The organism is Pedobacter psychrotolerans (assembly GCF_004340665.1).
Lineage (GTDB): Bacteria > Bacteroidota > Bacteroidia > Sphingobacteriales > Sphingobacteriaceae > Pedobacter > Pedobacter psychrotolerans.
This window is the reverse complement of record NZ_SLWO01000009.1, coordinates 13190-39616: the sequence shown is the minus strand read 5'-3', so window position 1 is coordinate 39616 and position 26427 is coordinate 13190. Positions and strand designations below refer to the sequence as shown.

At 35.6% G+C, this 26427-nt stretch carries 22 protein-coding genes and 1 tRNA gene; 14 read left to right on the top strand and 9 right to left on the bottom strand.

Annotated elements, in window-relative coordinates; all coding sequences use genetic code 11:
- Positions 1-227 precede the first annotated feature (227 nt).
- The 5 genes from EV200_RS19525 to EV200_RS19505 all read left to right on the top strand — a co-directional run bounded on the left by EV200_RS19525 (position 228) and on the right by EV200_RS19505 (position 5735).
- The gene (locus tag EV200_RS19525; RefSeq protein ID WP_132535745.1) at positions 228-1844 is read left to right on the top strand and encodes a CTP synthase; all 1617 of its coding nucleotides are present in this window, start codon (positions 228-230) and stop codon (positions 1842-1844) included.
- Between the two features lie 20 nt (positions 1845-1864).
- Positions 1865-3667, top strand: coding sequence for a membrane protein insertase YidC (gene yidC, locus EV200_RS19520; protein WP_132535743.1), 1803 nt, complete (start codon positions 1865-1867; stop codon positions 3665-3667).
- A gap of 98 nt (positions 3668-3765) precedes the next feature.
- A complete protein-coding gene (locus EV200_RS19515; RefSeq protein ID WP_132535741.1) occupies positions 3766-4332 on the top strand; it encodes an outer membrane beta-barrel protein in 567 nt (188 codons plus the stop codon).
- 4 nt (positions 4333-4336) lie between these two features.
- Positions 4337-5056: an AcvB/VirJ family lysyl-phosphatidylglycerol hydrolase gene (locus tag EV200_RS19510; RefSeq protein WP_132535739.1), complete on the top strand. Its 720-nt coding sequence runs from the start codon at positions 4337-4339 to the stop codon at positions 5054-5056.
- A 55-nt stretch (positions 5057-5111) separates the two neighbouring features.
- Entirely contained in the window at positions 5112-5735 is a 624-nt protein-coding gene (locus tag EV200_RS19505) for an AcvB/VirJ family lysyl-phosphatidylglycerol hydrolase (RefSeq protein WP_165877985.1), read from the top strand.
- A 3-nt stretch (positions 5736-5738) separates the two neighbouring features.
- Here the strand turns inward: EV200_RS19505 and EV200_RS19500 are convergent, their stop codons facing one another.
- Positions 5739-8252: a phosphatidylglycerol lysyltransferase domain-containing protein gene (locus tag EV200_RS19500; RefSeq protein WP_208864578.1), complete on the bottom strand. Its 2514-nt coding sequence runs from the start codon at positions 8250-8252 to the stop codon at positions 5739-5741.
- 365 nt (positions 8253-8617) lie between these two features.
- On the opposite strand from EV200_RS19500, the gene EV200_RS19495 reads away from it, so the two are divergent.
- Both EV200_RS19495 and EV200_RS19490 read left to right on the top strand, forming a co-directional pair.
- Positions 8618-11476, top strand: a complete 2859-nt coding sequence (locus EV200_RS19495; RefSeq protein ID WP_132535733.1) for a S9 family peptidase — start codon at positions 8618-8620, stop codon at positions 11474-11476.
- A 181-nt stretch (positions 11477-11657) separates the two neighbouring features.
- Positions 11658-12929 (top strand): nucleoside recognition domain-containing protein, encoded by a 1272-nt coding sequence (locus EV200_RS19490; RefSeq protein ID WP_132535731.1) that lies wholly within the window; start codon positions 11658-11660, stop codon positions 12927-12929.
- 110 nt (positions 12930-13039) lie between these two features.
- On the opposite strand, the gene EV200_RS19485 is transcribed toward EV200_RS19490, so the two are convergent.
- The 4 genes from EV200_RS19485 to EV200_RS19470 all read right to left on the bottom strand — a co-directional run bounded on the left by EV200_RS19485 (position 13040) and on the right by EV200_RS19470 (position 17638).
- Complete coding sequence (locus EV200_RS19485) at positions 13040-13219, bottom strand: hypothetical protein (RefSeq protein WP_132535729.1); 180 nt, start codon at positions 13217-13219, stop codon at positions 13040-13042.
- Between the two features lie 163 nt (positions 13220-13382).
- Positions 13383-13823 (bottom strand): PaaI family thioesterase, encoded by a 441-nt coding sequence (locus tag EV200_RS19480; RefSeq protein ID WP_132535727.1) that lies wholly within the window; start codon positions 13821-13823, stop codon positions 13383-13385.
- 71 nt (positions 13824-13894) lie between these two features.
- Positions 13895-16348, bottom strand: coding sequence for a TonB-dependent receptor (locus tag EV200_RS19475; protein WP_132535725.1), 2454 nt, complete (start codon positions 16346-16348; stop codon positions 13895-13897).
- 90 nt (positions 16349-16438) lie between these two features.
- Entirely contained in the window at positions 16439-17638 is a 1200-nt protein-coding gene (locus EV200_RS19470; protein WP_132535723.1) for a GTP-binding protein, read from the bottom strand.
- 84 nt (positions 17639-17722) lie between these two features.
- Here EV200_RS19470 and EV200_RS19465 point away from each other — a divergent pair, with 84 nt between their 5' ends.
- The 7 genes from EV200_RS19465 (at position 17723) to EV200_RS19435 (ending at position 21697) form a co-directional block, all read left to right on the top strand.
- Positions 17723-18103, top strand: coding sequence for a MerC domain-containing protein (locus EV200_RS19465; protein WP_132535721.1), 381 nt, complete (start codon positions 17723-17725; stop codon positions 18101-18103).
- Between the two features lie 239 nt (positions 18104-18342).
- Positions 18343-18972 (top strand): ABC transporter ATP-binding protein, encoded by a 630-nt coding sequence (locus tag EV200_RS19460; RefSeq protein WP_132535719.1) that lies wholly within the window; start codon positions 18343-18345, stop codon positions 18970-18972.
- A complete protein-coding gene (locus EV200_RS19455) occupies positions 18969-20180 on the top strand; it encodes an ABC transporter permease (RefSeq protein ID WP_132535717.1) in 1212 nt (403 codons plus the stop codon). The genes EV200_RS19460 and EV200_RS19455 overlap by 4 nt, the downstream gene beginning before the upstream one ends.
- Positions 20177-20620, top strand: coding sequence for a hypothetical protein (locus EV200_RS19450; protein ID WP_132535715.1), 444 nt, complete (start codon positions 20177-20179; stop codon positions 20618-20620). The genes EV200_RS19455 and EV200_RS19450 overlap by 4 nt, the downstream gene beginning before the upstream one ends.
- Positions 20617-21066 carry a hypothetical protein gene (locus EV200_RS19445; RefSeq protein ID WP_229676748.1) on the top strand — a complete coding sequence of 150 codons (450 nt, stop codon included), beginning with the start codon at positions 20617-20619 and terminating at the stop codon, positions 21064-21066. Before EV200_RS19450 ends, EV200_RS19445 begins: the two co-directional genes overlap by 4 nt.
- Before the next feature lie 9 nt (positions 21067-21075).
- Positions 21076-21513 carry a Fur family transcriptional regulator gene (locus EV200_RS19440; protein WP_132535713.1) on the top strand — a complete coding sequence of 146 codons (438 nt, stop codon included), beginning with the start codon at positions 21076-21078 and terminating at the stop codon, positions 21511-21513.
- Positions 21514-21623: 110 nt separating this feature from the next.
- Positions 21624-21697 (top strand) — tRNA-Arg (locus EV200_RS19435).
- A 99-nt stretch (positions 21698-21796) separates the two neighbouring features.
- Here EV200_RS19435 and EV200_RS19430 read toward each other — a convergent pair.
- The 4 genes from EV200_RS19430 to EV200_RS19415 all read right to left on the bottom strand — a co-directional run bounded on the left by EV200_RS19430 (position 21797) and on the right by EV200_RS19415 (position 26427).
- Positions 21797-22333, bottom strand: coding sequence for a PI-PLC domain-containing protein (locus EV200_RS19430; protein ID WP_132535711.1), 537 nt, complete (start codon positions 22331-22333; stop codon positions 21797-21799).
- A gap of 231 nt (positions 22334-22564) precedes the next feature.
- Positions 22565-23605, bottom strand: coding sequence for a patatin-like phospholipase family protein (locus EV200_RS19425; RefSeq protein ID WP_165877984.1), 1041 nt, complete (start codon positions 23603-23605; stop codon positions 22565-22567).
- Position 23606: 1 nt separating this feature from the next.
- Positions 23607-24062 carry a hypothetical protein gene (locus tag EV200_RS19420; protein ID WP_132535707.1) on the bottom strand — a complete coding sequence of 152 codons (456 nt, stop codon included), beginning with the start codon at positions 24060-24062 and terminating at the stop codon, positions 23607-23609.
- A gap of 226 nt (positions 24063-24288) precedes the next feature.
- Positions 24289-26427 carry a DEAD/DEAH box helicase gene (locus tag EV200_RS19415; RefSeq protein WP_132535705.1) on the bottom strand — a complete coding sequence of 713 codons (2139 nt, stop codon included), beginning with the start codon at positions 26425-26427 and terminating at the stop codon, positions 24289-24291.

The window sequence follows — 26427 nt, the reverse complement described above, 5'->3', positions numbered from 1 at the left end:
ATATTATAATTAAGCTTAAATCTAGCAATATGTTTAAGCTTTTTGTTTTATTAGCAGATGAAATGTTTGACGCAAATAATATAGAATCTGATAATTTTCTGATTTACATTGCTTTATCATATTTCAATTATCTTCATTTTAAAATGTTTGAAACGAGTAATTTTCGTACCTTTGTATCCCGTACAAAAAGCAGCAATTTTTTATATCTGCTGTAAAAAACCACAAACATGACTAAGTATATTTTTGTTACGGGTGGTGTGACTTCCTCTTTGGGTAAGGGCATTATTTCCGCATCTTTAGCTAAACTTTTACAGGCACGCGGCTACCGTGTAACCATTCAGAAATTCGATCCTTATATTAACATCGATCCAGGAACTTTAAATCCATATGAGCATGGTGAATGCTTTGTTACTGAAGATGGAGCTGAAACTGATTTAGATCTTGGTCACTATGAACGTTTTTTAAATGTTCCTACCTCTCAGGCAAATAATATAACTACTGGTCGTATTTACCAAAACGTAATCAGCAAAGAACGTAAGGGTGAATATTTAGGCAAAACCGTTCAGGTTGTACCACACATCACTGATGAAATTAAACGCAACATGCGTATTTTAGGTGATAGTGGTGAATATGATATCGTGATTACCGAATTGGGTGGTACCGTTGGAGATATTGAATCTCTTCCATTTATTGAGGCTGTTCGTCAGTTTAAATGGGAAGAAGGTAGTACCAATGCCATCGTAATCCATTTAACCCTGGTGCCTTATTTAGCTGCTGCTGGTGAATTAAAAACAAAACCTACGCAACACTCTGTTAAAGCTTTATTGGAATACGGAATACAGCCAGATATATTGGTTTGCCGTACCGAACACCACATCAGTCCTGAAATCAGAAAAAAAATCGCATTATTTTGTAACGTTAACATCAATGCAGTAGTCGAATCGATGGATGCATCAACTATATATGATGTGCCTTTGTTGATGCTAAAAGAACAATTAGATAAAACGGTTCTTGCAAAATTAAAATTACCGACTAAAAATGATCCGGATATGGAAAGCTGGAAAGATTTTCTTGGTCGTTTGAAAAATCCTACAGCTGAAGTAAAAATTGGTTTAGTTGGCAAATACGTAGAGTTACCGGATGCATACAAATCAATTATAGAATCTTTCATTCATGCTGGGTCAAAAAATGAATGTAAAGTTCGGGTAGAATATATTCCGTCAGAAAGTATCTTCCCTGATAATGTACAAGAGAAACTCGGTCACCTGCAAGGAGTACTGGTAGCACCCGGCTTTGGAAGTCGTGGTATTGAAGGTAAAATAGATACCATTAAATATGTTCGCGAAAACAATATTCCATTTTTCGGCATTTGCCTGGGCATGCAATGTGCTGTGATTGAGTACGGCCGTAATGTTTTAGGCCTTAAAGGTGCGCATACTACCGAAATTGATACTGAAACTGCACATCCGGTAATTAATATGATGGAAGAGCAAAAAAGCATCGTAAACATGGGTGGTACCATGCGTTTGGGTTCTTATCCATGCGATATTAAAAAAGGCACCAAAGCCTTTGGTATCTATGGAAAAGCGCACATTAATGAACGTCACCGCCACCGCTTTGAATTTAACAGTAAATACTTAAAACAATATGAGGATGCGGGTATGATTGCTTCTGGCATTAATCCACAAACCAATTTAGTAGAAATTGTGGAGTTAAAAAACCATCCATTTTTCATTGGTGGACAATTTCACCCAGAATTAAAATCAACAGTTGCTAATCCTCACCCACTTTTTGTTAAATTTGTCGCCGCTGCAATGGAGTATGCGAAAAAGAAAACGAATTAAAAGCAGTACAAACACGAATAATGGATAGAAATACCTTTACAGGATTGTTCCTGATCATGATCATTTTAGCAGGATCATTTTACTTTTTAAGGCCAAATGAAGCTGAAGTAAAAAGAGAACAAGCTCGAGTTGACTCTACTAATAGAGTCGATTCATTAAAAAAGATTGGTGCAAACCCAATTCAAAAAGATACAACAAAAACTGTTGCAGTTAATCCAGTTGTAGATTCCCTAGCATTAAAAGGCCCTTTCGGTACAGCTTTAACTGGCACAGAGACCAACGCTACCTTAGAAAATGAGAAATTGTTAATCACCTTAAGTAATAAAGGTGGCCGAATTTCATCCGTGCAGATAAAAGGTCAAAAAACCTATGCCGGAAAGCCATTGATCTTGTTTGATGGTAACCAGAATAAATTTGGGTTAAACCTGAATGCTGCAGGAAAAGTCATCAATACCAATGATTTATACTTTACGCCAACTAAAACAGCTAATACGGTAAGCATGCGTGCCAACTATGGTGCTAATGCCTACATAGAGTACGTTTACGATTTAAAGGGGTTAAGTAATAAAGTAAACTTTAAAATTAATCTGGTTGGACTACAACAGGTAATTGCAGGTAATACTATTGGTTTAAACTGGCAGACTACGCTATTACAACAAGAAAAATCTATCGAAAGTGAACACCGTTATTCTGCACCTTATTACAAATACGTAGATGGTGATGTAGACCATTTAAGTGTCTCAAAAGATGAAAAGGAAGAATTAACGAAAGGTAAAATTCAATGGTTTTCTTTTAAACAACACTTTTTCTCGGCTTCTTTAATTGCTAAACAACCATTTGAAAAAGGAAGTTTAGAAGTAAAAATCCCAACGGCACCAGGATTGGTAAAATATTATGATGCCAATATGCAATTGCCTTATGCGCATACTGCAAATCAGGCATATGAGATGGATTTTTATTTCGGAACAAATAAATTTTCTGCTTTAAAAGATCAGGGTTACGATTTAGAAAAGCAAGTTGATTTAGGTTACTGGCCTTTAAAATACATCAACCGCTTTATTGTATTGCCCGTATTTAATTTCCTGAATAATTTTGGCTGGAACTTCGGTTTAATTATCCTGGTTCTCACCATCTTATTAAAAGTAGCTTTATCACCACTTACTTATAAGTCATACTTATCAATGGCTAAAATGAGGGTTTTAAAACCAGAAATGGATGAAATTAAAGCTAAAGTTGGTGAAGATAATCCAACGCTTGTACAACAGGAATATTTAAAGCTTTATAAAAAAGCCGGAGTAAATCCGTTAGGTGGTTGCTTACCAATGGTTCTACAGTTACCATTAGTAATGGCATTCTTCTTCTTCTTCCCTAATTTATTTGAATTACGTGGCGAGAGTTTCCTTTGGATGAAAGATTTATCAACTTATGACGAGTTTATTAAATTCGGTGTTAAATTGCCATTTATTGGTGATCACTTAAGTTTAATGTGCGTATTGATGACCATCTCTACCCTTATCATGACTTATTTTAACAACCAGACTTCTGGTGCTACAGGTCAAATGAAATACATTGGTTATGTAATGCCGGTAATCTTTCTAGGTGTTTTAAATAGCTATCCAGCTGGTTTAAATTATTATTATTTCTTAGCCAATTTAATGACTTTCGGTCAGCAGATCTTAATTCGTAAAATGGTTGATGATGATAAAATTCATGCTTTAATTCAGCAGAATAAGGCACGGCCTGCAGATGAAAAAAAGAAGAAATCTAAATTTCAACAGCGATTAGACGATTATATGCGTCAACAACAACAAGCTAAAAAATAACAAGAAGCACCGGTAACGGTGCTTTTTTTTGACCTGAATTTTAATATAACATTTTTGTTACACTTATTTATTATGTTTGCAGAAAAAACTTTGTTAACATGAAATCGCTTAAATTTAGCTTAATATTTTTGCTTGCCCCTTTTTTATTGATTGCACAAGATAAAATGATCAATACCTCAAAATTTACTTATTCACCCGCATTTGAACTTTTGAGATCAACACATTGCAACTTATTTTATGCGCCATCTTTTAAAGTAAATTATTTGTTTGAGAACGGTTTGGAACCAGGAGCAGGATTGGAATATTCTACTACGCCAATACACCATGATAATGGATATACGCTTCGTCAACTTCGTTTTATACCTGTTTTTGGAAATCTGAAATACAACTTCAGAAATTCAAAAAAAATAAAGCCTTATGCTGAAGCATCTGTAGGAATATCATTTAACAAATACCATATCGCTGAAGATATTATGCCCAATAATATTTCAATTACTAAGGAGCAGGGATTATATGTTTACGCAGGCTTTGGAGCAAAATATGCATGGAATTCAAATATAAGTACATTTTTGGGCCTTGGATTTAAAGGTTATAAAATGAGCACCAATGATCTGGATATCAATCCGCATGGTTTATCCTTTATGGTAGGTTTTACTTTCATTTAGCGTTATGAAAAATATTCTATTTCTATTATTAGCTGTTTGTTTTTGTTTAAGCAGCTGTGCATTATTTAAACGAGATAGAAGCAGTGAGTATAATGCGATGGGAATAAAAGAGTTTAACCTCCCAATTTTTCTTTACCCTGCAAAAAAAACACCTACCAGAAAGCTTTTGATATTTTTTTCAGGCGATGGTGGCTGGATGAAATTTGAAGATAATTTGTCCGTTAAGTTTGCTGACAGTGGATTTCAAACGATTGGTATTAATGCCAGAAGTTATTTTTGGAAACAGAAAACGCCTGAGCAAACCAAACAAGACATTCTACAACTGATGCGAAAATATGCTTTTAAGTATCATGCCCATCAAATTTATCTATGTGGTTATTCTTTTGGTGCTGACGTAGTCCCCTTCATTTATAACCTTTTGCCCTACCGTGCTAAAAAACATGTTATGGCCTTAGAACTGCTCTCCCCTTACGCTACAACAGATTTTGTTGTTCACTTTTCAGATCTTACTAATATTTCATCTGATCATTATGTCTATAAAGTAGATCAGGAAGTTCAAAAAATTTCCATCCCGGTATATTGCTTTTATGGTGTGGAAGAAAATGATAAACATCTGAAAAACGTTTCCACTACTAATTTTCACCTTGATACTCTGGAGGGCAATCATCATTATGCAGTAAGCAGTTATGGTAAAATTGTTTCCATCCTGTCTAACCAAAAGTAATCTATTGCAAATGCGTATTATATCTTTATTTATATTGCTGTTTATACCAGGTTTAATGAAGGCTCAAGACATGTCGAAATATCCATTAAGCAGTTCGAGAAAAGGCGAAGCTAAGCAATTGCTGTTCTATATTAGTGGAGACGGTGGTATGAACAGTTTTTCACAAAAATTGGTTAATGAATTGGTTCTGAAAAATTATTCAGTCGTAAGCCTGGATAGCCGGAAATATTTTGGGGAGCAGAAAAGCCCGGATAAAACGGCTCATGATTTTTCTGAAATTATTCAGCATTACCTTAAAGTTTATGGAAAAGAAGAGTTTTCTTTTATCGGTTATTCTTTTGGTGCAGATGCTGTTGCCTTTACCATTCCGCGGTTATCAAAAGAATTGTTCAATAAGCTAAAATCATCGGTTTTACTGTCGCCTTCTACCTCAACAGATTTTGTAGTTCGACTAAGCGATTTAATGAGCTTCGGCAGCAACGAGGCGAAATATAAAACCATTCCTGAGCTATATAAGCATACTACGCCCGTACTTTGTATTTTTGGTAAAGATGAAGACAGCGACTTTTATAAATTACTTAAAGACCATAAAAATCTTAACAAAGTTTTAATACCAGGTTCCCATAAATTTGATAATGACATCAAAAAAATAGTTGCTACCATCTTAACTGGTATTTAAGGTTTAACTACCTTCAGAGATACGTTTCAAAGCGCTAGGCACTTGTAATAGATGATAATGGTGACTGTAAACCAAATATTTCTTCTTCCATTCGGGATAGAACTTTTCTTTGTACCGGCGTAACCCTTTAAACTGGGCAAAGACCTTTAAATTATCATAAGCGTACTTAATGGTTTTCTGTGTAACATCAACCCCATCAATTCCAGATAACGGTGCCAATCCCATATTTACACTAGTGAACCCCTGTTCTTTAAGATATAAAAAAGTTTTGGCCAGAAGCATATCCAAAACCCCGTTAGGTGCATCTGTTTCTTTCCTGATCAGATCATACGTAGCCTCACCCATGGCATAATCAGGAATCAGGTTTAAAAAAGCATAAATCTTTTCTTCCTGATCTTCTATTGTTAAAATAGTTTGATTTTTTAAAATGCTCTTATCAAAAATGCCCTGTGTAAAAGCCACTTCTTTTTGATTGAGATCTTTAAGCCAGTTATCAGAAACGGTTTGTAATTTTTGCAAAAGTCCTTCTTTTTGTGGCCCTTCATAAACTTTAAAAATAAAGCCTTCAGTGCTCAATCTGTTGATCGCACTTCTGGTGGTTTTCATCTTACCTCCATCCATGGTAAAAGTTTCCAGGTTTAAAACAGCCTCTTCTCCTATCGGGATAAACTTTTTCCCTATCGATTTATAAAATGATAATGATTCTTCAGGAACGCGGTAATATGCCGCAATGAAGCCAGTTTCTTCACAGCGCTTTTCAAATTGCCTAATCATGGACAGTTTCTCCTCCGTTGATTCGGCAACAGGATCTTCCAGTACTAAAGCAAAATGGCGGGTAATCTTAAAACTGATAAAAGCAGTTCGGCTTTCATTAAAATAGATAAACTTATCTGGGTAGGTTTTAAAGTAATCCAAGGCAGATGATCCTTTTTGTTGTAAAAGGTTTTCGGCATCTTCAAAGTCTTTCGGAGTATTATATGGCTTAAAAAAGTAGGGCTTTAATAAACTAAAAATTATAAACAAAATTACCAGTCCGCTGGCACAATAAATGGATTGTTCAAAATGTAATCCGAACTTGGTTAAAGGATGTAAAGCCTGATCATCTATAAAAAATATCACTTTTAAAACAGCCTTAACTGAATCTACAAATTGAAATTCAACACCAAAATGCCGTTTATCAATAAAGTAAAAACCAATTACTCCATAGGCAAAAACGGCCAGGATAGCGAATATAAACACAGGATATCCAACCTGAACAAATTTAGGATGTGTTTTAAGCTTGTAATTTGCCCGGGTATAGAACAGAGATGAAAATGCCAATAAAGCTAATATTGCTTCTTCATAATCAGCCGCTTTGAATAAATGTCCTAAAACAGAAAACAAAGTTATAGATACGGCAACGTACCATGCCCTTTTAGATCCCTGTAGCAAAAAGACACTGATCATTACCAGAATTAATCCAAATATTAAAACCAACGCATTACTGGTTACTACTAAATCTTCAGGAAAAATATCTCTAACCAAACGCAATCTTGCTGGTATAGCTGGAGTAATAGAAGATATAATATTTACTACACCGAGGATGAGAATGATAAATGCAGGAAGGATTCTTAAAACTATGCTGTCTTTTTTGGTAATAAAACTAATAATGCCTCCAATAAGGGGGAGCCAAAATTCGAAAAACCTGAACATTAAGGTAATGGTAGCGGCAGCAATGATTGGAAAACCAAACTGACTCAGGATAAAGGTTAATGAAACCTCTATCGTTCCCAGGCCACGGAGAAATGGCGAAGAAATTAATAAAATGACCATTACAATATAGCCGATAATTGCAGCAGGTAAACTGGCATTAAATCCTAAGGCGAGCATACAAATGTACAGGTGAAGAATACCAATACATTCAATTCCGATAGAGATCAATAATGTTAACCAAAAGTGCTTTCTACTGATGCGCTCGTCAACCATATCATCTAATACAGCTGATAAAGATGGTCTTAACCTGGAAAGCCATTGATACGCCCACCCTTTTTTTGAAATGGAGTAAATGGCTACAAATAAAAATGCGGTTAATAAAAGCAGAAATGCAAAACTTAAAATTTCAACCAGACCTAGTTTGGTGGTTAAAAGGGCTATTCCCAAAACCGGTATGGCCACAATAACCACAGAAAGAATCCCACAGAAGGCAAAAAGAGTAGAAGAAAGGTGAATTTTGGATTTTGAAATACCTTCCTCTTCTATTTCTTTGGTGAAGAATATCAGTGATGAGAACCCACCTGCAGGAAGAAAAATGCTGATCAGATTCCGTTTTAAAAAAAGTACAATCGCATTGCGCAATCCCATGTGCACATTTAAGGCTTTAAAACTATGCACGTACATTTGCCCTTGGGCTACTATATATAAAATGGTAAGTAAAACCCCTATCCCAATATAGCTGGGTACAGCGGTATTTAATTGCGCTTTAATTTCTAAAATCTCTATATGTTGACCGTGGATAAAAAACACAGCGGTACAAAGCATAAAAATGGCTAGAAAAAACTGCCAAAAAAATTTGTTGTAAACTAACCGGGATAAAAATGACTTCGCTTTATAAATCATAGAAAAGAGATCAGATAACAAATACCATTCAAGGTTTCATTTTGCATAAATATTTTGCAGATGTACCAGCAAAATACGCATCAGTTAATAATTAGTTAGATAATTGTATTTACTTTTTATCGCCTCTAATGTAATGAGTTTTTTACAAACACCAAGATTAAACATTGATCTTTTATTTCATCAAATTAACCTATTGTAATATTTGGCATACATGTTTCTTAATGAGCCAGAAATTTCCAATTTTAGAAGCTTCAAATCACAACCAACTTATTAATCTATTTTAAAAAATGCAGAAAAGACTATCTATCATTCTATTTTTAGTTGTCAACTTTGCTTATGCACAAAAGAAACCCTTAGATCATACGGTATATGATACCTGGGAATCAGTTGGCCTTAAGCAATTATCAAATAATGGTTCCTGGGCAATGTACGGTGTTCTGCAGCAAGAAGGTGATGCACAATTGTACTTGAACAACCTCAAAACCAATGCTAAGCTAACTATTCCCAGAGGAATGAATGCACAGTTTAGCAATGATTCAAAATTTGCGGTATTCAGCATTCGCCCATTCAATAAAGATATCCGCCAGGCTAAAATTAAGAAGAAAAAGCCCGAAGAAATGCCGAAAGATTCATTGGGCATTGCCAACCTCACCACAAATACAATCACTAAAGTTGCACGTGTAAAATCATTTAAGTTTCCTGAAGAAGGTTCGGGTGTAATGGCTTACCTCACAGAAAAGCCAGATACTGCTAAAAGAGTTACAAAACCTGCTGATAATAAAGATTCAGCTATGGATTTTATAGCTGATGAACCTGCTGGAAAAGGCAAAACTGAAGAGGGAACTGATTTGGTGGTTAAAAATCTAATTACCGGAGCCGATCAGACCTTTAAATTTGTAACCGATTACGCCATCAGTAAAGACGGTAAACTAATTGTATATACCTGTAGTGGATCTAAAAAAGATAAAACGGCACCTCAAGGTGTATTTTTATTAAATACTGAAAAAGGTACTTCAAAAACCTTGATTAAGGGGAAAGGTAGTTTTAAAAATTTCGCCTTTGATGAAGAAAGTGAGCATCTGGCATTCGTAGGTGAACAAAGTCCTGAAAAGCAGGAAATAAAGAATTACAATGTCTACTACAATTCTTTAACTTTAGATACCGCACAAACCATAGTCGATTTTGATATGCCAGGATTACCAGCAAAATGGTCGGTTAATGGTGATGGAAAAGTGACTTTTAGTAAGGATGGAAAGAAATTATTTTTTGGCATCTCACCTGTTAAAAGTCCAAAAGACACCACCATTGTAGATTTTGAAGTAGCCAAAGTTGATGTCTGGAATTATAAAGATGATTACTTACAGCCGATGCAACTAAAAAATGTTGATCGTGATGGCAAAAAAAGTTATTTATCGGTGATTGATGTTTATAGTAGCGATCCTAAAGTGATTCCATTAACTGATTTAACAGTTCCAGATGCCAGCCTTATTGCCGAAGGGAATGCAGATGCTGTTTTGGCCACAACAGATTTTGGACATAGAATTGAATCCCAATGGAGTGGTTCAACCGCTAAAGACTATTATTTAGTTGATACCAAAAATGGTCAGCGTAAGAAGATTATTGCTGAATTGAATGGCTACGCCATGTCATCTCCAGGTGGTAATTATGTGTTGTATTTTGACAGAAAGAATGGCAATTGGTATACCTATAATGTTTCAACTTCAAAAGTAACCGCACTTACTGAAAGTTTAGATGTAAAATTCGTGGATGAAGATAATGATGTTCCTAATCTTCCATCGGCTTATGGAATTGCTACCTGGACGGCAGATGATAAAGCTGTTATCCTAAATGACAGATATGATTTGTGGTCCTTTTCACCAGATGGAAAATCAGCACCAAAAAACATTACAGCAGGTTTCGGCAGGGCCAATAAAATTACTTTCCGTTACGAAAGGGTATTGCCAGAAAATAGATCTGAAAGAAATGTAGATTCTAAATTTGTAAAATCTAACGAAGTCATTTGGCTAAATGCTTTTAATAACGTGACTAAAGAAAATGGTTTCTATCGCACAAACGTGGGTGCTGTTAAAGCACCTGAAATGATGGTGATGGCGAAATATAAGTATTCTAATTTAGCAAAAGCGAAGGATGCTGAAACTTACATTTATGATAAAGCAAATTATGTAGAATCGCCAAATGTATATGTCACTACTGATTTTAAAACAGAAACGAAGTTAACCAATACTAATCAACAGCAACAGAATTATAATTGGGGTACTGCAGAATTGGTAAAATGGACTACCCCTAAAGGCTACCAGGCAGAAGGTATTTTATACAAACCGGAAAATTTTGATCCCAATAAGAAATATCCAATGATTGCTTATTTCTATGAAAAATTAACGGATGGCTTATACAATTATCAGGCACCTGCCCCTACGCCTTCCCGTCTCAATATTTCATTTTTTGTAAGTAATGGTTACCTGGTTTTTGCACCTGATATTAGATATGAAAGCGGACATCCAGGACAATCAGCTGTGGAATATATTAACTCCGGCGTAGAAAGCCTCAAGAAAAACAGTTGGGTAGATGGAACCAAAATTGGTATTCAGGGTCAAAGCTGGGGTGGTTATCAGGTGGCATATCTGATCACACAAAATAATATGTACGCCGCCGCCTGGGCAGGTGCGCCTGTAGTGAACATGACTTCAGCTTACGGTGGAATTCGTTGGGAAACAGGCATGAATCGCCAGTTTCAATATGAAAAAACCCAAAGTAGAATTGGTGCCACCTTGTGGGAGAAGCCAGAACTATACATAGAAAACTCTCCATTATTTATGTTTCCTAAAGTTAATACACCAGTAGTGGTGATGGCAAATGATGCAGATGGAGCGGTGCCATGGTATCAGGGTATTGAAATGTTTACAGGCTTACGTCGCCTGGGCAAACCCGTTTGGATGTTAAATTACAACGGCGAAGCACATAATTTAGTTCAGCGTCAAAACCGTAAAGATATTCAGATTCGTGAGCAACAATTTTTTGATCACTACCTTAAGGGTGCGAAAGCGCCAGTGTGGATGACAAGTGGAATCCCTGCCACAGAAAAAGGAAAAACCTGGGGTTTCAAATTAACCGACGAGAAACCTTAGTTAAGTCTTAAGTCCTGAGTCAAAAGTCCATAGTCTGGAGCGCGAAAGTGATCAGACTATGGACTTTTTTTATTAGCGTAATATATACTTTAGACTCCAGACTGAAGACTCCGTACTCCACTTGGCACTTTCATTTAAAAAGGGTATTTTCATCCCATTAAAATATAACTAAACAAACCTAATGGCATTAAGTAGAATCTGGTCTGCGTTTATAATCGTTGCAATTGTAGTAGCGGGTATAAAATGTTTCTTTTTCGGACAAAGCGATATTTTCAACTGGATGGTGATTGGTAAGGCCGATGACGCTGCAAATCCACTTAAATTAGATGGCATCATTCAAACTTGCTGGGTTTCGGTAGAACTTTGTTTAAAGCTTATTGGCATATTAGCGTTATTTATGGGGTTAATGAGTATCGCTGAGAAAGCAGGCGGTATCCGTTTATTGTCTAGAATTGTTGGCCCATTTTTTTCTAAATTATTTCCTGATATTCCAAAAGGTCATCCTTCTATGGGACATATGATCATGAACTTTTCAGCAAACTTGCTTGGACTGGATAATGCTGCAACCCCATTTGGTTTAAAGGCAATGGAAAGTCTACAGGAACTTAATCCTAATAAAGATACAGCATCCAATGCCCAGATCATGTTTTTATGTTTGCATGCGGCTGGTTTGAGTTTAATCCCGGTAAGTGTTATTGCAATCCGTGCTTCCCAGAATGCTTCAAATCCTACAGATGTTTTTATTCCCTGTTTAATTGTAACTTTTGTTGGTACTATGGCAGCCATGCTTATTGTTTCATTTAAACAGAAAATTAACCTTTTGCAACCCGTTGTAATCGGTTGGATTTTAGGTTTATCGGCTATTATTGCCAGTCTCGTACTTTACATCCGGTCGTTAGATGCCACTGGTATTCAGTCTTTTTCTGGTTTATTAAGTAATGGACTGATCCTATTTATCTTTTTTGTAATTGTGCTTGGTGCGTTATACAAAAAAATTGATGTGTTTGATGCCTTTATAGATGGTGCAAAAGATGGATTTAAAACGGCGATTAACATCATCCCTTATTTGGTGGGTATGCTCGTAGCCATTAGTTTATTGCGTACAAGTGGTACTTTTGATGTGGTCATCAATGGAATTAAAAACATCTTTGTTTATTTGGGAACAGATACCAGATTTGTGGAAGGTTTGCCTACCGCATTAATCAGGCCTTTAAGTGGCGGAGCTGCAAGAGGAATGATGGTAAGCACGATGGAAACCTACGGTGCTGATTCTTTTGCAAGCCGATTATCAGGCATCTTTCAGGGTGCATCAGATACTACCTTTTATGTGGTAGCCGTTTATTTCGGTTCTGTACAAATCAAAAATACCAGGTATGCCATCGGATCTATGCTTCTGGCGGATTTAGTTGGGGTATGTACAGCAATTGGAATTTGTTATTTGTTTTTCGGATAAAGTATCAATATTATTTAACGATGAGAATGAAAGTGTATAAACTTAAAAAATCCCTGATCTCGATAAGATCAGGGATTTTTTAAGTTTATGAGCATTTTAAAGTCAGACTTTTAAGAAACTTGTGGTGGAATAGAAATTCTGTTAATAATTTCATCAATGGCATCTGGATCAATAGCTACATTTTTAGAAGCACACCATTTTTCACTTTTATTATCTAACCAGATACAAAATGAATGGTAGCCGTCTAAAACAACAGCATAAGTTTCATGAAAATCGTCTTGAATGCGCATGCAAAATCCTTTAAAAATCTTGCCTCTCACAATGAATTGCAGGGATGAATAATTTTCTAACATGGCTCATTATATTTTTGGTTAAGATACAACAAGTTACAACGCAGAATGTTTCGTTAGTTTAAAGGAATTAATAAATAATCGCAAAGCAATCGGGAATATGTTAACCTATGTTTAACATGTTTGAATATCCTCTTGCAATCAGGCGCTTTTTTGAGGGCAAAAAGACCTCACATTGTAAGTTCAAAATCGTTTTTCCTTTTTTAATGATGGAAGTTTCTGCTCTGATTTCATCACCTTCTACCGCTGGCGCAAAATAATCTATATAATTATTTACGGTGGTGTATCGATCATTCAGGCCCATAGTGTAAACTGTTGCGCCAATCAAATCATCAATAATGCCAGCTGTTACGCCGCCATGTAAAATATGATAAGGATTAGTCATTTCTTTACGAATGGTATACTGACAAACCAAAACTCCACTTTCAGCTTTTATCAGTATCGGAGCCAACCAATTCATATAGTTTGAAGGTGAATTGGTCATCACCTTTCCAATAGATTGCCTTAGAAATCCTAATCTTTGTTCACTTAATGATTCTTCCATATTTCATAAATATAGAAAAATCCAAAATATTTTTCCAAAATGGATTTTCAAATCGCAGTTATCAATTTTGATTAAAAAGGAATAATCATTTTAAAGCTAAAGTTTCTACCCATGTTATAAATTCCTGATCTTCCATTTGGTGATGAGTTGTAGTATTCAAAATATTTTAAGCGGTTTAAATGTGATTGATAGGCCACGTTAAATACATTATCGACCTGTATAAAAATATTCATTAGTACCTTTCCTTTTCCAGACAGAATTGCTGAACCAAATCCTGCGTTAAATAAAGTATATCCTTTCGTGTAAGTTTCAGTATTGTCCAAGGCATAAAACTTATCCTGATCTGCAAAAATAGATGCATCCACTTTTACATAAGGTTTATTTAAAAAGCCAATGTACTTTTGCGCGGTTGCCTTAAGTTCAGAACGAATTTGCAATGGTGGAATAAAAGGTAAATACTTTGCTTCACTGCCATGCAGATCTAATAGGTCTTGGTTCTTATTCAGGCCAACTACATAAGCCATACTATTATTAAAACTTAACCATTTAAGCTGCGATGGATGCAAATTGATGCTTACTTCAGCACCATAGAGTTGCGCTTTTGATTGTTGATATTGATAAGTCAGATTTCCAGGAACTAGCACAACCGGATTACCATTTTCATCTGTTAAACGTGATTGATAGATATAATTCTGAATGTGGTTATTAAAAACTTCAACACTTAAATCAGCATCTCGAAGATAGGCAATCACACCTAAATCTTGCTGTAAATTAAATTCTGGTTTAAAAGTTCTGTTGCCTAAGTAAACAATGTGTGCACCCGGATCAAGTCCGTTAGAGCCAATTTCAGTAATATTTGGTGCCCTGTATCCTCTGGAAATATTTGCCTTAATTAACAGTTTTTCTGAAATGTTATAAGTTAAGCCCAAGCTACCAGATAGGCCGTAATATTTTTTTTCAAATGCAGGAAATTGTAAATTCGAAGCAGCAGCATCTTCACTAACTTTCTCACCAAAACCTGTTTGAGGATTTGAAGCGACATAGAAATTTTTCCATTCCATATTCCGCCTGTCTGCTCTAAAACCACCAGAAACATCAATCTTTCCAAAAGATTTCCGGGCAAAAAAGAAAGCGCCTACATCAAATAAATTGTAATCCGGGATGGGGAAATCGGTAGCATCTTTACTCCTGTTAGATTGGAACATCCCATTGATACCGATTGTACTTTCAATTCCAGAAAAATCAGGAAGATTGTATTTAATATCGTAATTTAAAGTATTCAGCATGACAAACAAACCTGCCTGATCTGGCGCTGTTGGATGATTGTATTCTCGACGAATACTTTGTTGTCCACCAATCAGCACATTTAAGTCACTGTTACCCAACTTAAAGTTGCTGGTGTTATAAAACCTAAAATGCTGTATGTGCTGATGTAAGGGATTAATCGCGTAGCTATTTAATTGATCATCTGGAACTATTGGTCTGTTTTTAATATCATCGCCATTATCCAGAATTTGCCTGGTAAATTTTCTACTGAGAGAATCCCTGCTCCCATCCGGAATTTCCATTAAGTTATCGTAATAGGTAATGGCTGTTTTTGAATAACCCCAGCTTTTATCAACCCTTGCGCTTGCCGATAAATTATATTCCCGAAAGGCCGTTCCGTACACCAATCCATCTACTTTATTTTGATAATTATGTGCGGTTTTTCCACTCGCCCTGAACGTATATTTCCAATCACTTTTTCTGTAAGCTAACCCTAAAGATGAGGCGATGAGTCCATTATTGCTTTGGTAGTTTGTGGTGAAATCACCTTGTAATTCTCCGTCTTCGAGTATAGGATTCAGTGGAATCATGTTGATTACACCAGCCAATGCATCAGAACCGTAAGTCAGGCTTGCCGGGCCCTTTACTACTTCAGCCCTTGATATACCATATTCATCCACTTCAATACCATGTTCGTCTCCCCATTGCTGGCCTTCCTGCCTTAAACCATCGTATAGAGTAAGTACTCTATTATAACCTAAACCGCGAATAAATGGCTTAGAAACATTTGGACCAGTTGTTACTGCCGTTACACCGGGAATCCCCTTTACAATGGCATCAATTAAATTGGTATTTACATTTTGATCCATTGTCTTTTTGGATAGTACGGCAATAGGCACCGGACTTTTACGCAATGCCGTTGCCCGGTTCACACCAGTAATCACCACATCATTTAAATCAGCTGCCTGGGTTTTAAGGTCAATATTATACCGAAGGCTATCTCCAATGATTGATACTTTAACTTTTGCTGACTGATACCCTATCCCTGAAAACTGAATCACTACATCTGCCTTCCCAAACGTATTGAGTTGATAGTCTCCCAAACTATTCGACTTGGTAGATTGGTTGGTACTCATTATTTTAACGTTAATATTTTCTAATGGTTGCTGGTTGCTGGTAATTTTGCCAATAATGGTTTTCTTCTGTGCAACAACTGTAAGCATTAAGATGGAAAGGAAAATAGTCAGGATTGATTTCATAAATTAATCATATCTAAAATTAAATTTAGACAAATCTAAATTTAATTTTAAACAGTACAAATATTATTTTTAGAAAAACCTTTTTATCTATTAAATCACTTGTTCAAAAGGATTGTTGAACAGCATATTATTCCTGTACGCAATTATTTCAGCATCGGTTAACAAACACTTCTCCAGATCCTCTTTTAATGCTTTTGCATCTAGTTCTTGCCCAATAAATACCAATTCTGTTAATCGATCGCCAAATGTTTCATCCCAATCACTTAAAATCATTTGTTTATTCTCCTGGTAAACTGCATCACTATTTCTTTCTACTTCACTCATAGCAGCCCACCAGGTTCCCGCTAATTCTATCCTCAGCGAACCGCCAGCCTGTGAAAAATTAATAGCAGCGTTGCGCATGGCTGCAATCCAGAACATGCCTTTCGTTCTGATGATGTTTGTCGGGAATTCCTGATTAAGATAATTCCAGAACCGTTCCGGATGAAATGGTTTCCTTGCCGAAAAAACGGTGGAACTAATGCCGTACTCTTCTGTTTCAGGAATATGAACTTCATCCAACTCCTTTTTCCATGCAGCACTTGAAGCGGCCGATTCGAAGTTAAAAAGTTTAGTATTTAAGATCTTATCTGGGCTGAGTTCGCTAAAAATTGTTTTATGCAGTTTTGCCGTTGGATTAAGTTTTTTAATCAAGGCCTCAATTAAGCTGGCATCATGAGCGGTTACTAAATCCAGTTTATTAATGATGATCACATCGGCAAATTCAATCTGATCCGTCAATAGGTTTACAATGGTTCTCTTATCTGCCACATCATCTGCCCAGTTTCTATCCTGCAAAATTTCTGCTGTACCAAAGTCCTTATAAAAATTAAATGCATCAACTACCGTAACCATCGTATCCAGATAGCTAAACCGACTCAAATCGATGTTAGCAGCTTCATCAACAAAAGAAAAAGTTTGTGCCACTGGAATCGGCTCTGAAATCCCACTGCTTTCAATCAGCAGGTAATCAAATCTATTTTCTTTGGCCAGTTTCTCCACTTCTAACATTAAATCTTCCCTAAGCGTGCAACAGATGCAGCCATTACTCATTTCAACCAACTTTTCTTCTGTTTTAGATAAGCTGCCTGCATGATCAACCAACTGTGCATCAATATTAATTTCGCTCATGTCATTTACAATCACGGCAACTCTTAAGCCTGTTTTGTTTTTCAAAATGGAATTTAATAAAGTGGTCTTACCACTTCCTAAAAAACCGCTGAGTACGGTTACTGGTAGTTTATTTATCATATCAATGCAATTAAGTTGCAAATATATTTATAGATTTTATAAATGCAACATTATTGCTTTTATATTTGTTTCTATAAAATAGATATGAAAACCATCAAAGCCCTAAATCTCGATAAAATCGGCATAACTGCATCAACTGCCTGTGCCATACATTGTGCGCTCCTTCCCTTTGTGTTAACTTTATTGCCCTTTTTGGGACTCGAATTTCTAGCTCATCCTGCGATAGAAATATCGATGATCTTATTGTCATTAATCATAGGTGCCTGGTCTTTAAGTAAATCATACCGAAAAATTCATCACCAAATATTACCTATTATCATTTTGATACTAGGATTTGCACTTATCTTTATCGGTCATTTTTCAGGCATTGAAATATTGGAGCCTATATTCATTCCTGCTGGTGGTTTGGCCATAGCCTGTGCACATTTCTGGAATATCAGATTGAGCAAAAGCTGTACACATTGATGAAGACAACAACTTTCATGGTCACCCATTTTTTATTAAATACCCGTGTTAATGCATCATTATTGCAAATGAAAAGAATATATATTTGTAGCCATGAATAGAAACATCAAATTGTTATTTATCTCTGCCTTGAGCGTTGTCTGTATGCTCAATCCGGCCTGTAAGCATGGCACAAACGATGCAAAGGAACTTTATCGCCGTTACGCCATTAAAAACATTCGGTTAATATCAAAAAAGTTATGATTAAAATTCAGTCTTTAGCTCACCAATACCACCATGCACCTATATTACAGTTTCCAGACTGGGAAATTAAAGATGCAGAGCAGTGGCTTTTACTTGGATCATCAGGAAGTGGAAAAAGCACCTTGCTGAATATTATAGCAGGTTTGCTGAAACCCCAAAATGGAGAAGTCATTCTGGATGGAACAAGCATATATAATCTGTCAACGAGGGAAATGGATCAATTCAGAGGTCAGAAAATAGGAATCGTTTTTCAAAAACCGCATTTCATTAAAAGCCTGAATATTTACGACAATATAGCCATTGCTGCTTCCCTTGCAGGTTTGCCCATTGATGCAAAACGGATATCACTCTTACTGGAAACCTTAGGACTTGCCGGTAAAGCCAAAAAATATACAGAAGAACTGAGTCAGGGGCAACTTCAACGCGCATCTATTGCTCGTGCCTTGGTTAATCACCCATCGGTACTTATTGCGGATGAACCGACTTCTAGTCTTGACGATGAGAATGCTGAAAATGTAATTTCACTGTTAACGGAACAGGCAGCATCCAGCCATGCATCATTAATTGTAGCAACACATGATAACAGAGTGAGAAACCGCCTTAGCAAAGAATACTTATTATCATGAATATATTAAAATTAAGTGCAAAAAACTTATCCAGAAATAAACTTACCACCATTTTAAATATCGTATTGGTAGCATTTGGTGTAGGTATTTTATCCATACTTTTTCTGGCATCTACACAAATTGGTGATAAATTGGAAAGTAATTCAAAGGATATTGATCTGGTGGTTGGTGCCAAAGGAAGCCCGTTACAACTCATTTTAAGCAGTATTTACCATATTGATTTTCCAACGGGAAATATTCCGGCAAAGGATGCGCAAACATTGATGCAAAATCCAATGGTTAAAAGGGCGGTTCCACTTGCCCTTGGCGATAATTATCAGGGTTACAGGATTGTAGGTACAGATTCTTCGTTTACTGGTTTGTACGGATTGAAAATAGCTAAGGGAAATTTCTGGAATAAGGACCTGGAAGCCACTATTGGCAGCGCTGTAGCAGCAGAGTCTAAGCTGAAAGTAGGTGATCACTTTTTCGGTGCGCATGGTTTAAGTAATTCCGATGATGAGCATAAACAACATGCTTATATCGTTAAGGGAATATTGGCACCACAAGGTAACGTAACAGATAACCTGATCTTAACCAATATTGGTAGCGTTTATAAAATGCATGAGCCGAATCATGAAGAGGATAAACATCATCATGGTGAGGAAGAAAAGGAAATCAATAATCGTGAAATTACGTCTTTACTCATTCAGTATCGCTCGCCGATGTCGGTCGTGATATTTCCTAGAATGGTTAATCAAAGCACCAATATGCAGGCCGCATCTCCTGCAATGGAAAGTGCCCGGTTGTTTTCACTGATTGGCGTGGGGATTGAAACGCTGAAATGGTTTGCCATCCTGATCATGGCAATATCTGCATTGAGCGTTTTTATCAGTTTATTTAATTCCATGAAAGAGAAAAAATATGACCTGGCCATCATGCGTTGCCTGGGTGCATCAAAGGCCAAGGTATTCTGTTTGGTGATGTTAGAGGGATTAATGATCACTGTAACCGGTGCTTTAATTGGCTTGGCTATAGGCCATATTGCCTTAACACTCATCGGCCATTTCCAGGAATCTTCTCAAGCCAGACTTTCTGGTTATTATTTCTTAACGGATGAACTCTACCTGATTGGCGCTGGCCTGGCTATCGGCATTATTGCAGCAATTATTCCAGCGGTGCAAACCTATAAGGTTGATATTGCAAGTACCCTTTCAAAAGATAAATGATGAAATATATTTTATTGATTGCACTCTTTTTTTACAGCTTTTCAGGTGTACACGCACAGGTGAAGGTGCATAAAGACATGCGTACGCCTACCTGGAATTTGATTGGCTTACGTTATGATAAACAGGTTGAACCTTTAAAATGGGTAAGCATCTTCCCTCCTGAACTGATGGCTTTAAATAATAAGGTGATTGAATTGCCTGGCTTTATTTACCCCACCAAGGTAGGCGCTAAATTTTCAGAGTTTATGCTATCTATTGTACCTATTGAATCTTGTCCGTTTTGTGGCAGTGGAGATATTCCTTCTATGATAGAGGTGAAAATGGCATCTGCAATTCCTTTTACAGATAAGCCGATCAAGCTACGTGGCAAATTTGTGATTAATAATTCAGGAGACAACCGTTCTGATTTCTTTTTACTTGGTGCTAAACAGATACCATGAGCAAGCTTACGATTATCCTATTATTTTTTTGCTCCAACCTGTGTTTTTCTCAGCAGAAACCTCATCGGCCAGGTGATGAGCTGAGGTCATTAAACTGGGATGTAATTGGCTCCGTTAAATTTGAGTTAAACGAAAAAAATGAACTTCTGCCTATATACGGGCCGACTATTAATCGTTTTAAAGATGCGGAGTTTGATCTAACCGGCTATATGATCCCGATTAAAAGCGGGAAGAAACAGCAAAAATTCTTACTGGCTACCTTACCCATTAATCAGTGCTACTTTTGCGGACAGAATGGTGTACCGATTATGATTATGGTCGAATTGATAAATGCTGCCGATTTTACAGATAAACCCGTTCGGGTAAAGGGGATTTTGAAACTGGCCAATACCAATGCCAGTTATGAACCGCCCGTATCCATTAAGAATGCCAAAGTAATTATTTAAATTTACATTATGAACCAGAATAAAAATCAGCAATACGAAGATCTTTTAGTTAAAAACGGACTGAAAAGAACTGGCGCTCGCTTACAGGTTTTGGATATTTTATCACACCGCGATTCTGCAACCTCACAACCCTATTTGGAAAACTTGATTGGTAAGGAAATTGACCGGGTAACGCTTTACCGGATTTTAAAAACTTTTGAAGAGAAGGGTATTATTCACCGGGTAATGGATAATCACGGTACTGCGAATTATGCGATCTGTTCTAATTCTTGCTCGGAGCATAACCACCATGATGAGCATGTGCATTTCAATTGTAACAACTGTTTACGAGTATATTGCCTTGATGAGGTGAAGATTCCGGCACTAAAAATAGCAAAAGGGTTCAAAGTAGAGGATATGAACCTGATTGTTTCAGGGATTTGCAAGGAATGCAACCAGGCTAATTAATTAGTTATGAAACGGTTATTTGATTGAAAGAAAAATCATTGAAAATTCTTTAAAATATATTTTCGCTTTATAGATAGAACTTCTATATTTGCAACTCGTTAAAAAAATGAGCCTCGGTAGCTCAGCTGGATAGAGCGTCGGTTTTCTAAACCGAGGGTCAGGGGTTCGAGTCCCTTCCGGGGTACATTTAAAGGTCTTTAGTTTAAACTAAAGGCCTTTTTTTATGGCTGAAGTTTTTTTCTCATTGATGATAACACCAACCTAAGAGTAATACTATTATAACTTAACGTTCAAATGCCCTTTTTGCATTATCATAATTCCTATATTTATCATGATTAAGCCAACCAATCCTTGCCCCTTGGTTAATTAGCGCATGATATGCTTTGTTTATATCAAATTCAGGATTAAGTTCAAATTTCCCATCATAAAAGCAAGTAGCCTCATTTACAACTTTACCGTTAATCACGGTTAGATATAAATCATGTACTGTTATATCTGCAAAGTCTTCAAAATAGTTAAGTATGAATCTATCTGGATTAATTTCTTTTATTAACGAAGCCAGGGCTGAAAAATCGTAGGTAAATAGTTCTTCTTCATCTTCGCTGTATTTATTCTGTACTGCGGAAGAGGTGTTTAATGCAGTAGACAAGTCATTACAACTAACGCAGTGAGCAATAAAAACACTAAGGGGACTCCAGTCCACATCATACTTATCAGGTTCTAAAGGTATTACAAATGATCTGTTTTCCCTGAAGTGTACCATGTCAGCAGGTACGGCTACATTATCCAATACTATTAGTGCACAAATTATCTGAGCCATATCTTTAATTTTATTAAATATAAATCATACCTCATGCATATCCAAAATTTAGTAATATAGTGGTATCTATTTAAATATGGCACTTTAATCAAGCTTTCAAACTAATTAAGTAAAGGAGGACCGGAATAAATAGCCTGTGCGATGGCTATTTGAGCGTTTATGCCGGAATTTCTTGAAACGTGTTGAGGAGAGAAGCTTAAATTGGTGAAATCGTTAGATAGATATCATCAACTAAACAATTCCGTTTTCCTTAAGAAAAATCTCAAGCTTTGTTTTTAATGTATGGTTATTAGTAATTTGTGACTTAGCTTGATTCAATAAATAATTTAATGTATCCGGATTAGAATCTGACATTTCAGAATACTTTTCATCGATATCGATATCAATTCTAAAATAGTTTTTTTCGAGATTGCTAGCTTTGAACAAGGTATTGATTTGGTTATGTACAATCTTTACTGGGCCACCGGTAGAAATATCAATAATAGGCTTAATCCAATTTTTTCTCCCCCATTTGTGGGAAAATGAACTATTTATATTTTTTTTTGTCCTACCAGTTCCTAAAGATAATATGGATATATCCTTAAGATCAATACGTTTGTCATCTACTTTGTAGTGCTTATAATCAGAATTGCCCAAAACTTCAATTAGTGCACCAATCGCAGGATTATTCATCACGATGCCACCATCAATGCAAACAACATTTTCAGAGTCATAATTAAATGAATATGATGGAAAGTAAGTTGGCGCAGCAGAAGTAGCCCTGCATATTTCATGAAGTGTAGCATTTTTTTCTTCTTGTAATGTCGCCTCTCTAGTCGTAAAATATATTGGTATATTTCTATGGATATTAAAAGATGTTATGAAAATAGGCTTTAGACAACTGGTAATTCTATTATCCCCAAAATATTCATCTAATATTTTGCTCAGATTTTTAGGATTGAACTCAGGCCTAACCCATTTTCTTAATGAATTATATGTATTCATTAAGTGATTAGATTTCGCGAAAATCTCTTTCCCACGACTCAAATATATATCTTCAATTTGATCTAAGCTATATTTTCTTGTATTACCTATAGTTGACTGAACATCTCCAAAACTCAAAGCGCATGTGAGCAATCCTCCGGTTGAAGTGCCAGCTATTAGATCAAAAGTCTTATGTATAGGTCGCTTAGTAATATCTTCTATTTCTCTAATTACTTGAAGAGGGATGAGACCTCGTAAGCCCCCACCATCGATGCTAAGAATTCTAAATTTTCTATTCTCAATATTCACCTTACAAAGAATAAATTTTTTCTAGAAAGTCTAAAATTATCTCAGAAGCATAACTATCATCTCTTAAATGATTCATATCATATTCTTTTTGAGATTTAATTTTATTCTCGAAACTGTATTTAACAAGAACTTTTCCCGTAAATTCATCCCCCTCAAATTCTATGGTAGGAAAATTCATCGTATTATCTAGGTAGAAATTATTTCTTCCATGATTATTCGAGATTAATTGGATCATTACGTAAAATCTAGTTCTTTTATTTTCGAAAGGATTTTCGAAAAACACTCTTAAAGCTTCCTGAGTGTAAGCTTGTAACTTTTCGTTTATTTTGATAACAGCTTTTTTCAGAATTGAGTATGAAAATTCTTCAAAATATTCTGCGAAGTAGTTTATGGATTCAAGACGTTTTATTCTTTTTTCTAATAATTGGTTTAATTTAACCTCCTGTTTTTCATTCATTGTATTTGTAATTTATTTGCTAGAAACCGATAAAGTAAATTTTTAACGAGTAATTATAATGATAATATTTGAAATTGGCCTATTGTTGGAGAAGAGCAGTTAAATTGATTGTTTTCAATCTGAAACAATATTTATGACCGTAAAGAGTGTGATTTGACGATTGACTGAGCCTTTAAAGTAAATGGTAAATAAATCCTCAAGAAGAAAAATCGATTTAATTATTTAACTACAATGGACTTTCGCTCTCTGATATTGTAATACCATCATAAAAATAGTCCAAAATATATTCATCAAATGCATCAATGAAGTTAAATGATTTGATCTTTTCCCTACCTATTTCATGAAAAATCTCTATTGTATTATGTATATTCAAATTATCATTATTAAAATCAATAATACCATTTTGGTAAAGTTTTCTAGAGATCATTCTTGGAAGTCCATACTCTTCAAGCTGATACACAACCGAAGGCAAAAAAGCATGCGATACCCTAGAAACAAAGGGAGATACATCAGTGCCATTATTAAGGATTTCTCTTTGAAGTATATTAATGTCACTTATTAGAGAAGATAAATTAAAAGCTGCAATTCTCTCAAGTTTGAAAAACTGCTCGATATCAATATCAAATTCATCTAATTCATCTAACAATTCAGGAATAGTGCTGCCCCAATTTGCCACTAAGACCTTGACGAACTCAACAAATTTCTTATGTTGAATACCATATGGCCCATCTCCCCACTCTCCTGGCTGCAAGCTTATTATTTTCCATATTAATCTATCCCAAGATTCAGGTTCATTTGAATTTAGATAGGAAAGTCCATTCCAATCTTCCTGATTATCTTTCATTTGTCTTGCTGTTTCTTTAACAAAATCAGAATTGTTAGATTGAAAAATATTTTCTTTTAACAATCTATCATAGACTTCCTTTCCTAATATATCATACATTTCAGTTTTGAATGATACGATTTTTGCTACTTGTTCATTATTTAAACTCGAAATATGAATCTCTTCATCCAAGTCTCCTAATATAGAGTCTGGAAATGGAATATCAAGTTGAGTGGCATCATCCTGAGGCGGTGATTCAAGCAGATAAATTTTACCGATAAAATATTTAAACATTCTGCCCCCTCTACCAATAATGTTTTTATATGTGAAACTATCTAAGATGCTGTTGCCACCACTTTTTCGATTACGCCAAATAATAACATTCTCTGCAGATGTATTAACTCCCTCAATTATTGACGAAGTAGAAATTATATTAGCTAATCCATCCTTTTCTTCAAACAACTTTACTTGAATTTGGCTGATTGAGCGATGAAGCTGTCCATTATGAATGCCGACGCCTCTTTTAACAAGGTTAGTTAATTTCCAATTTGCGCCATAGTTGATTGTGAGCCAATTAGAAAATTCTATCAACAATGGTTTTTCAGAAATGGGCAACATCTCGTTTAGAAGATTTGAAACTTTATCAATCTGTGGATACGATGCAGCATAGATTAAAGATTTTGTTTTTGTCTGTTCGAGAATATTTAATAAAATTTCGCCTTTTTGAAGTTCTTTTTCAATTTTGTCACCCTTAATTTCAGTGTATTTGTCAAATCTCTCAAGATAAACAGTATTAAAGCCCAGCTTATCTTCAAACACCATATCCTTGGTAAATACATTTTCTCCTATCGAAGTAATATTAGGTGCTAGAAAATATTTTTGTTTTGATTTAATTCCAAGTTTGAGGATTGCTTTTAATAATGCTGGCGACCTTGATTTATCATATACTGAACTCGCCTTATAAAATTCGTCGATGATTAGAATATCAATACTGTCAATTTTATTGACATAGTTCATTGCTCGCTCTTGAGGAAAAATAAAAATATTTTTTTCAGCTAGTTCGACCTCTGTAGTTGTAATTATCTTATAATTATTAGCAAACTTTTTATATAACCGCCTACGAGTTTCGTCTGTTAATGCTATAGTCGGAACAATAATCACAACATTATTTGGATTTTTAATGGAAATAAAGGCATCAATTACGAAGCTTTTTCCAAAGCTAGTTGGCGCACTCACTGCTACATTTTCACCATTTATTAGTCTTTTCAATAGTGATGATTGTTCTCTGTGAAGTGTTGACTCTTTACCCCCGATATCAACCTTAAATATTTCATAAACAAATCTGTCTCCCCAGTCAGCTGTATCTGGTTTTAAATAAGGATACAATCCCGTTTCACGGATTAAATGGTTTACTAATGGAGAATATTCAATATCATTTCTTTCGTGATAATCTAATAATCTAATGAGTTCATTTCGAGCTTGGCCTTCTCTTGTAGAGATCAAGTGATCGTTTATAATGTGACAAGAATCAAATATATCCAT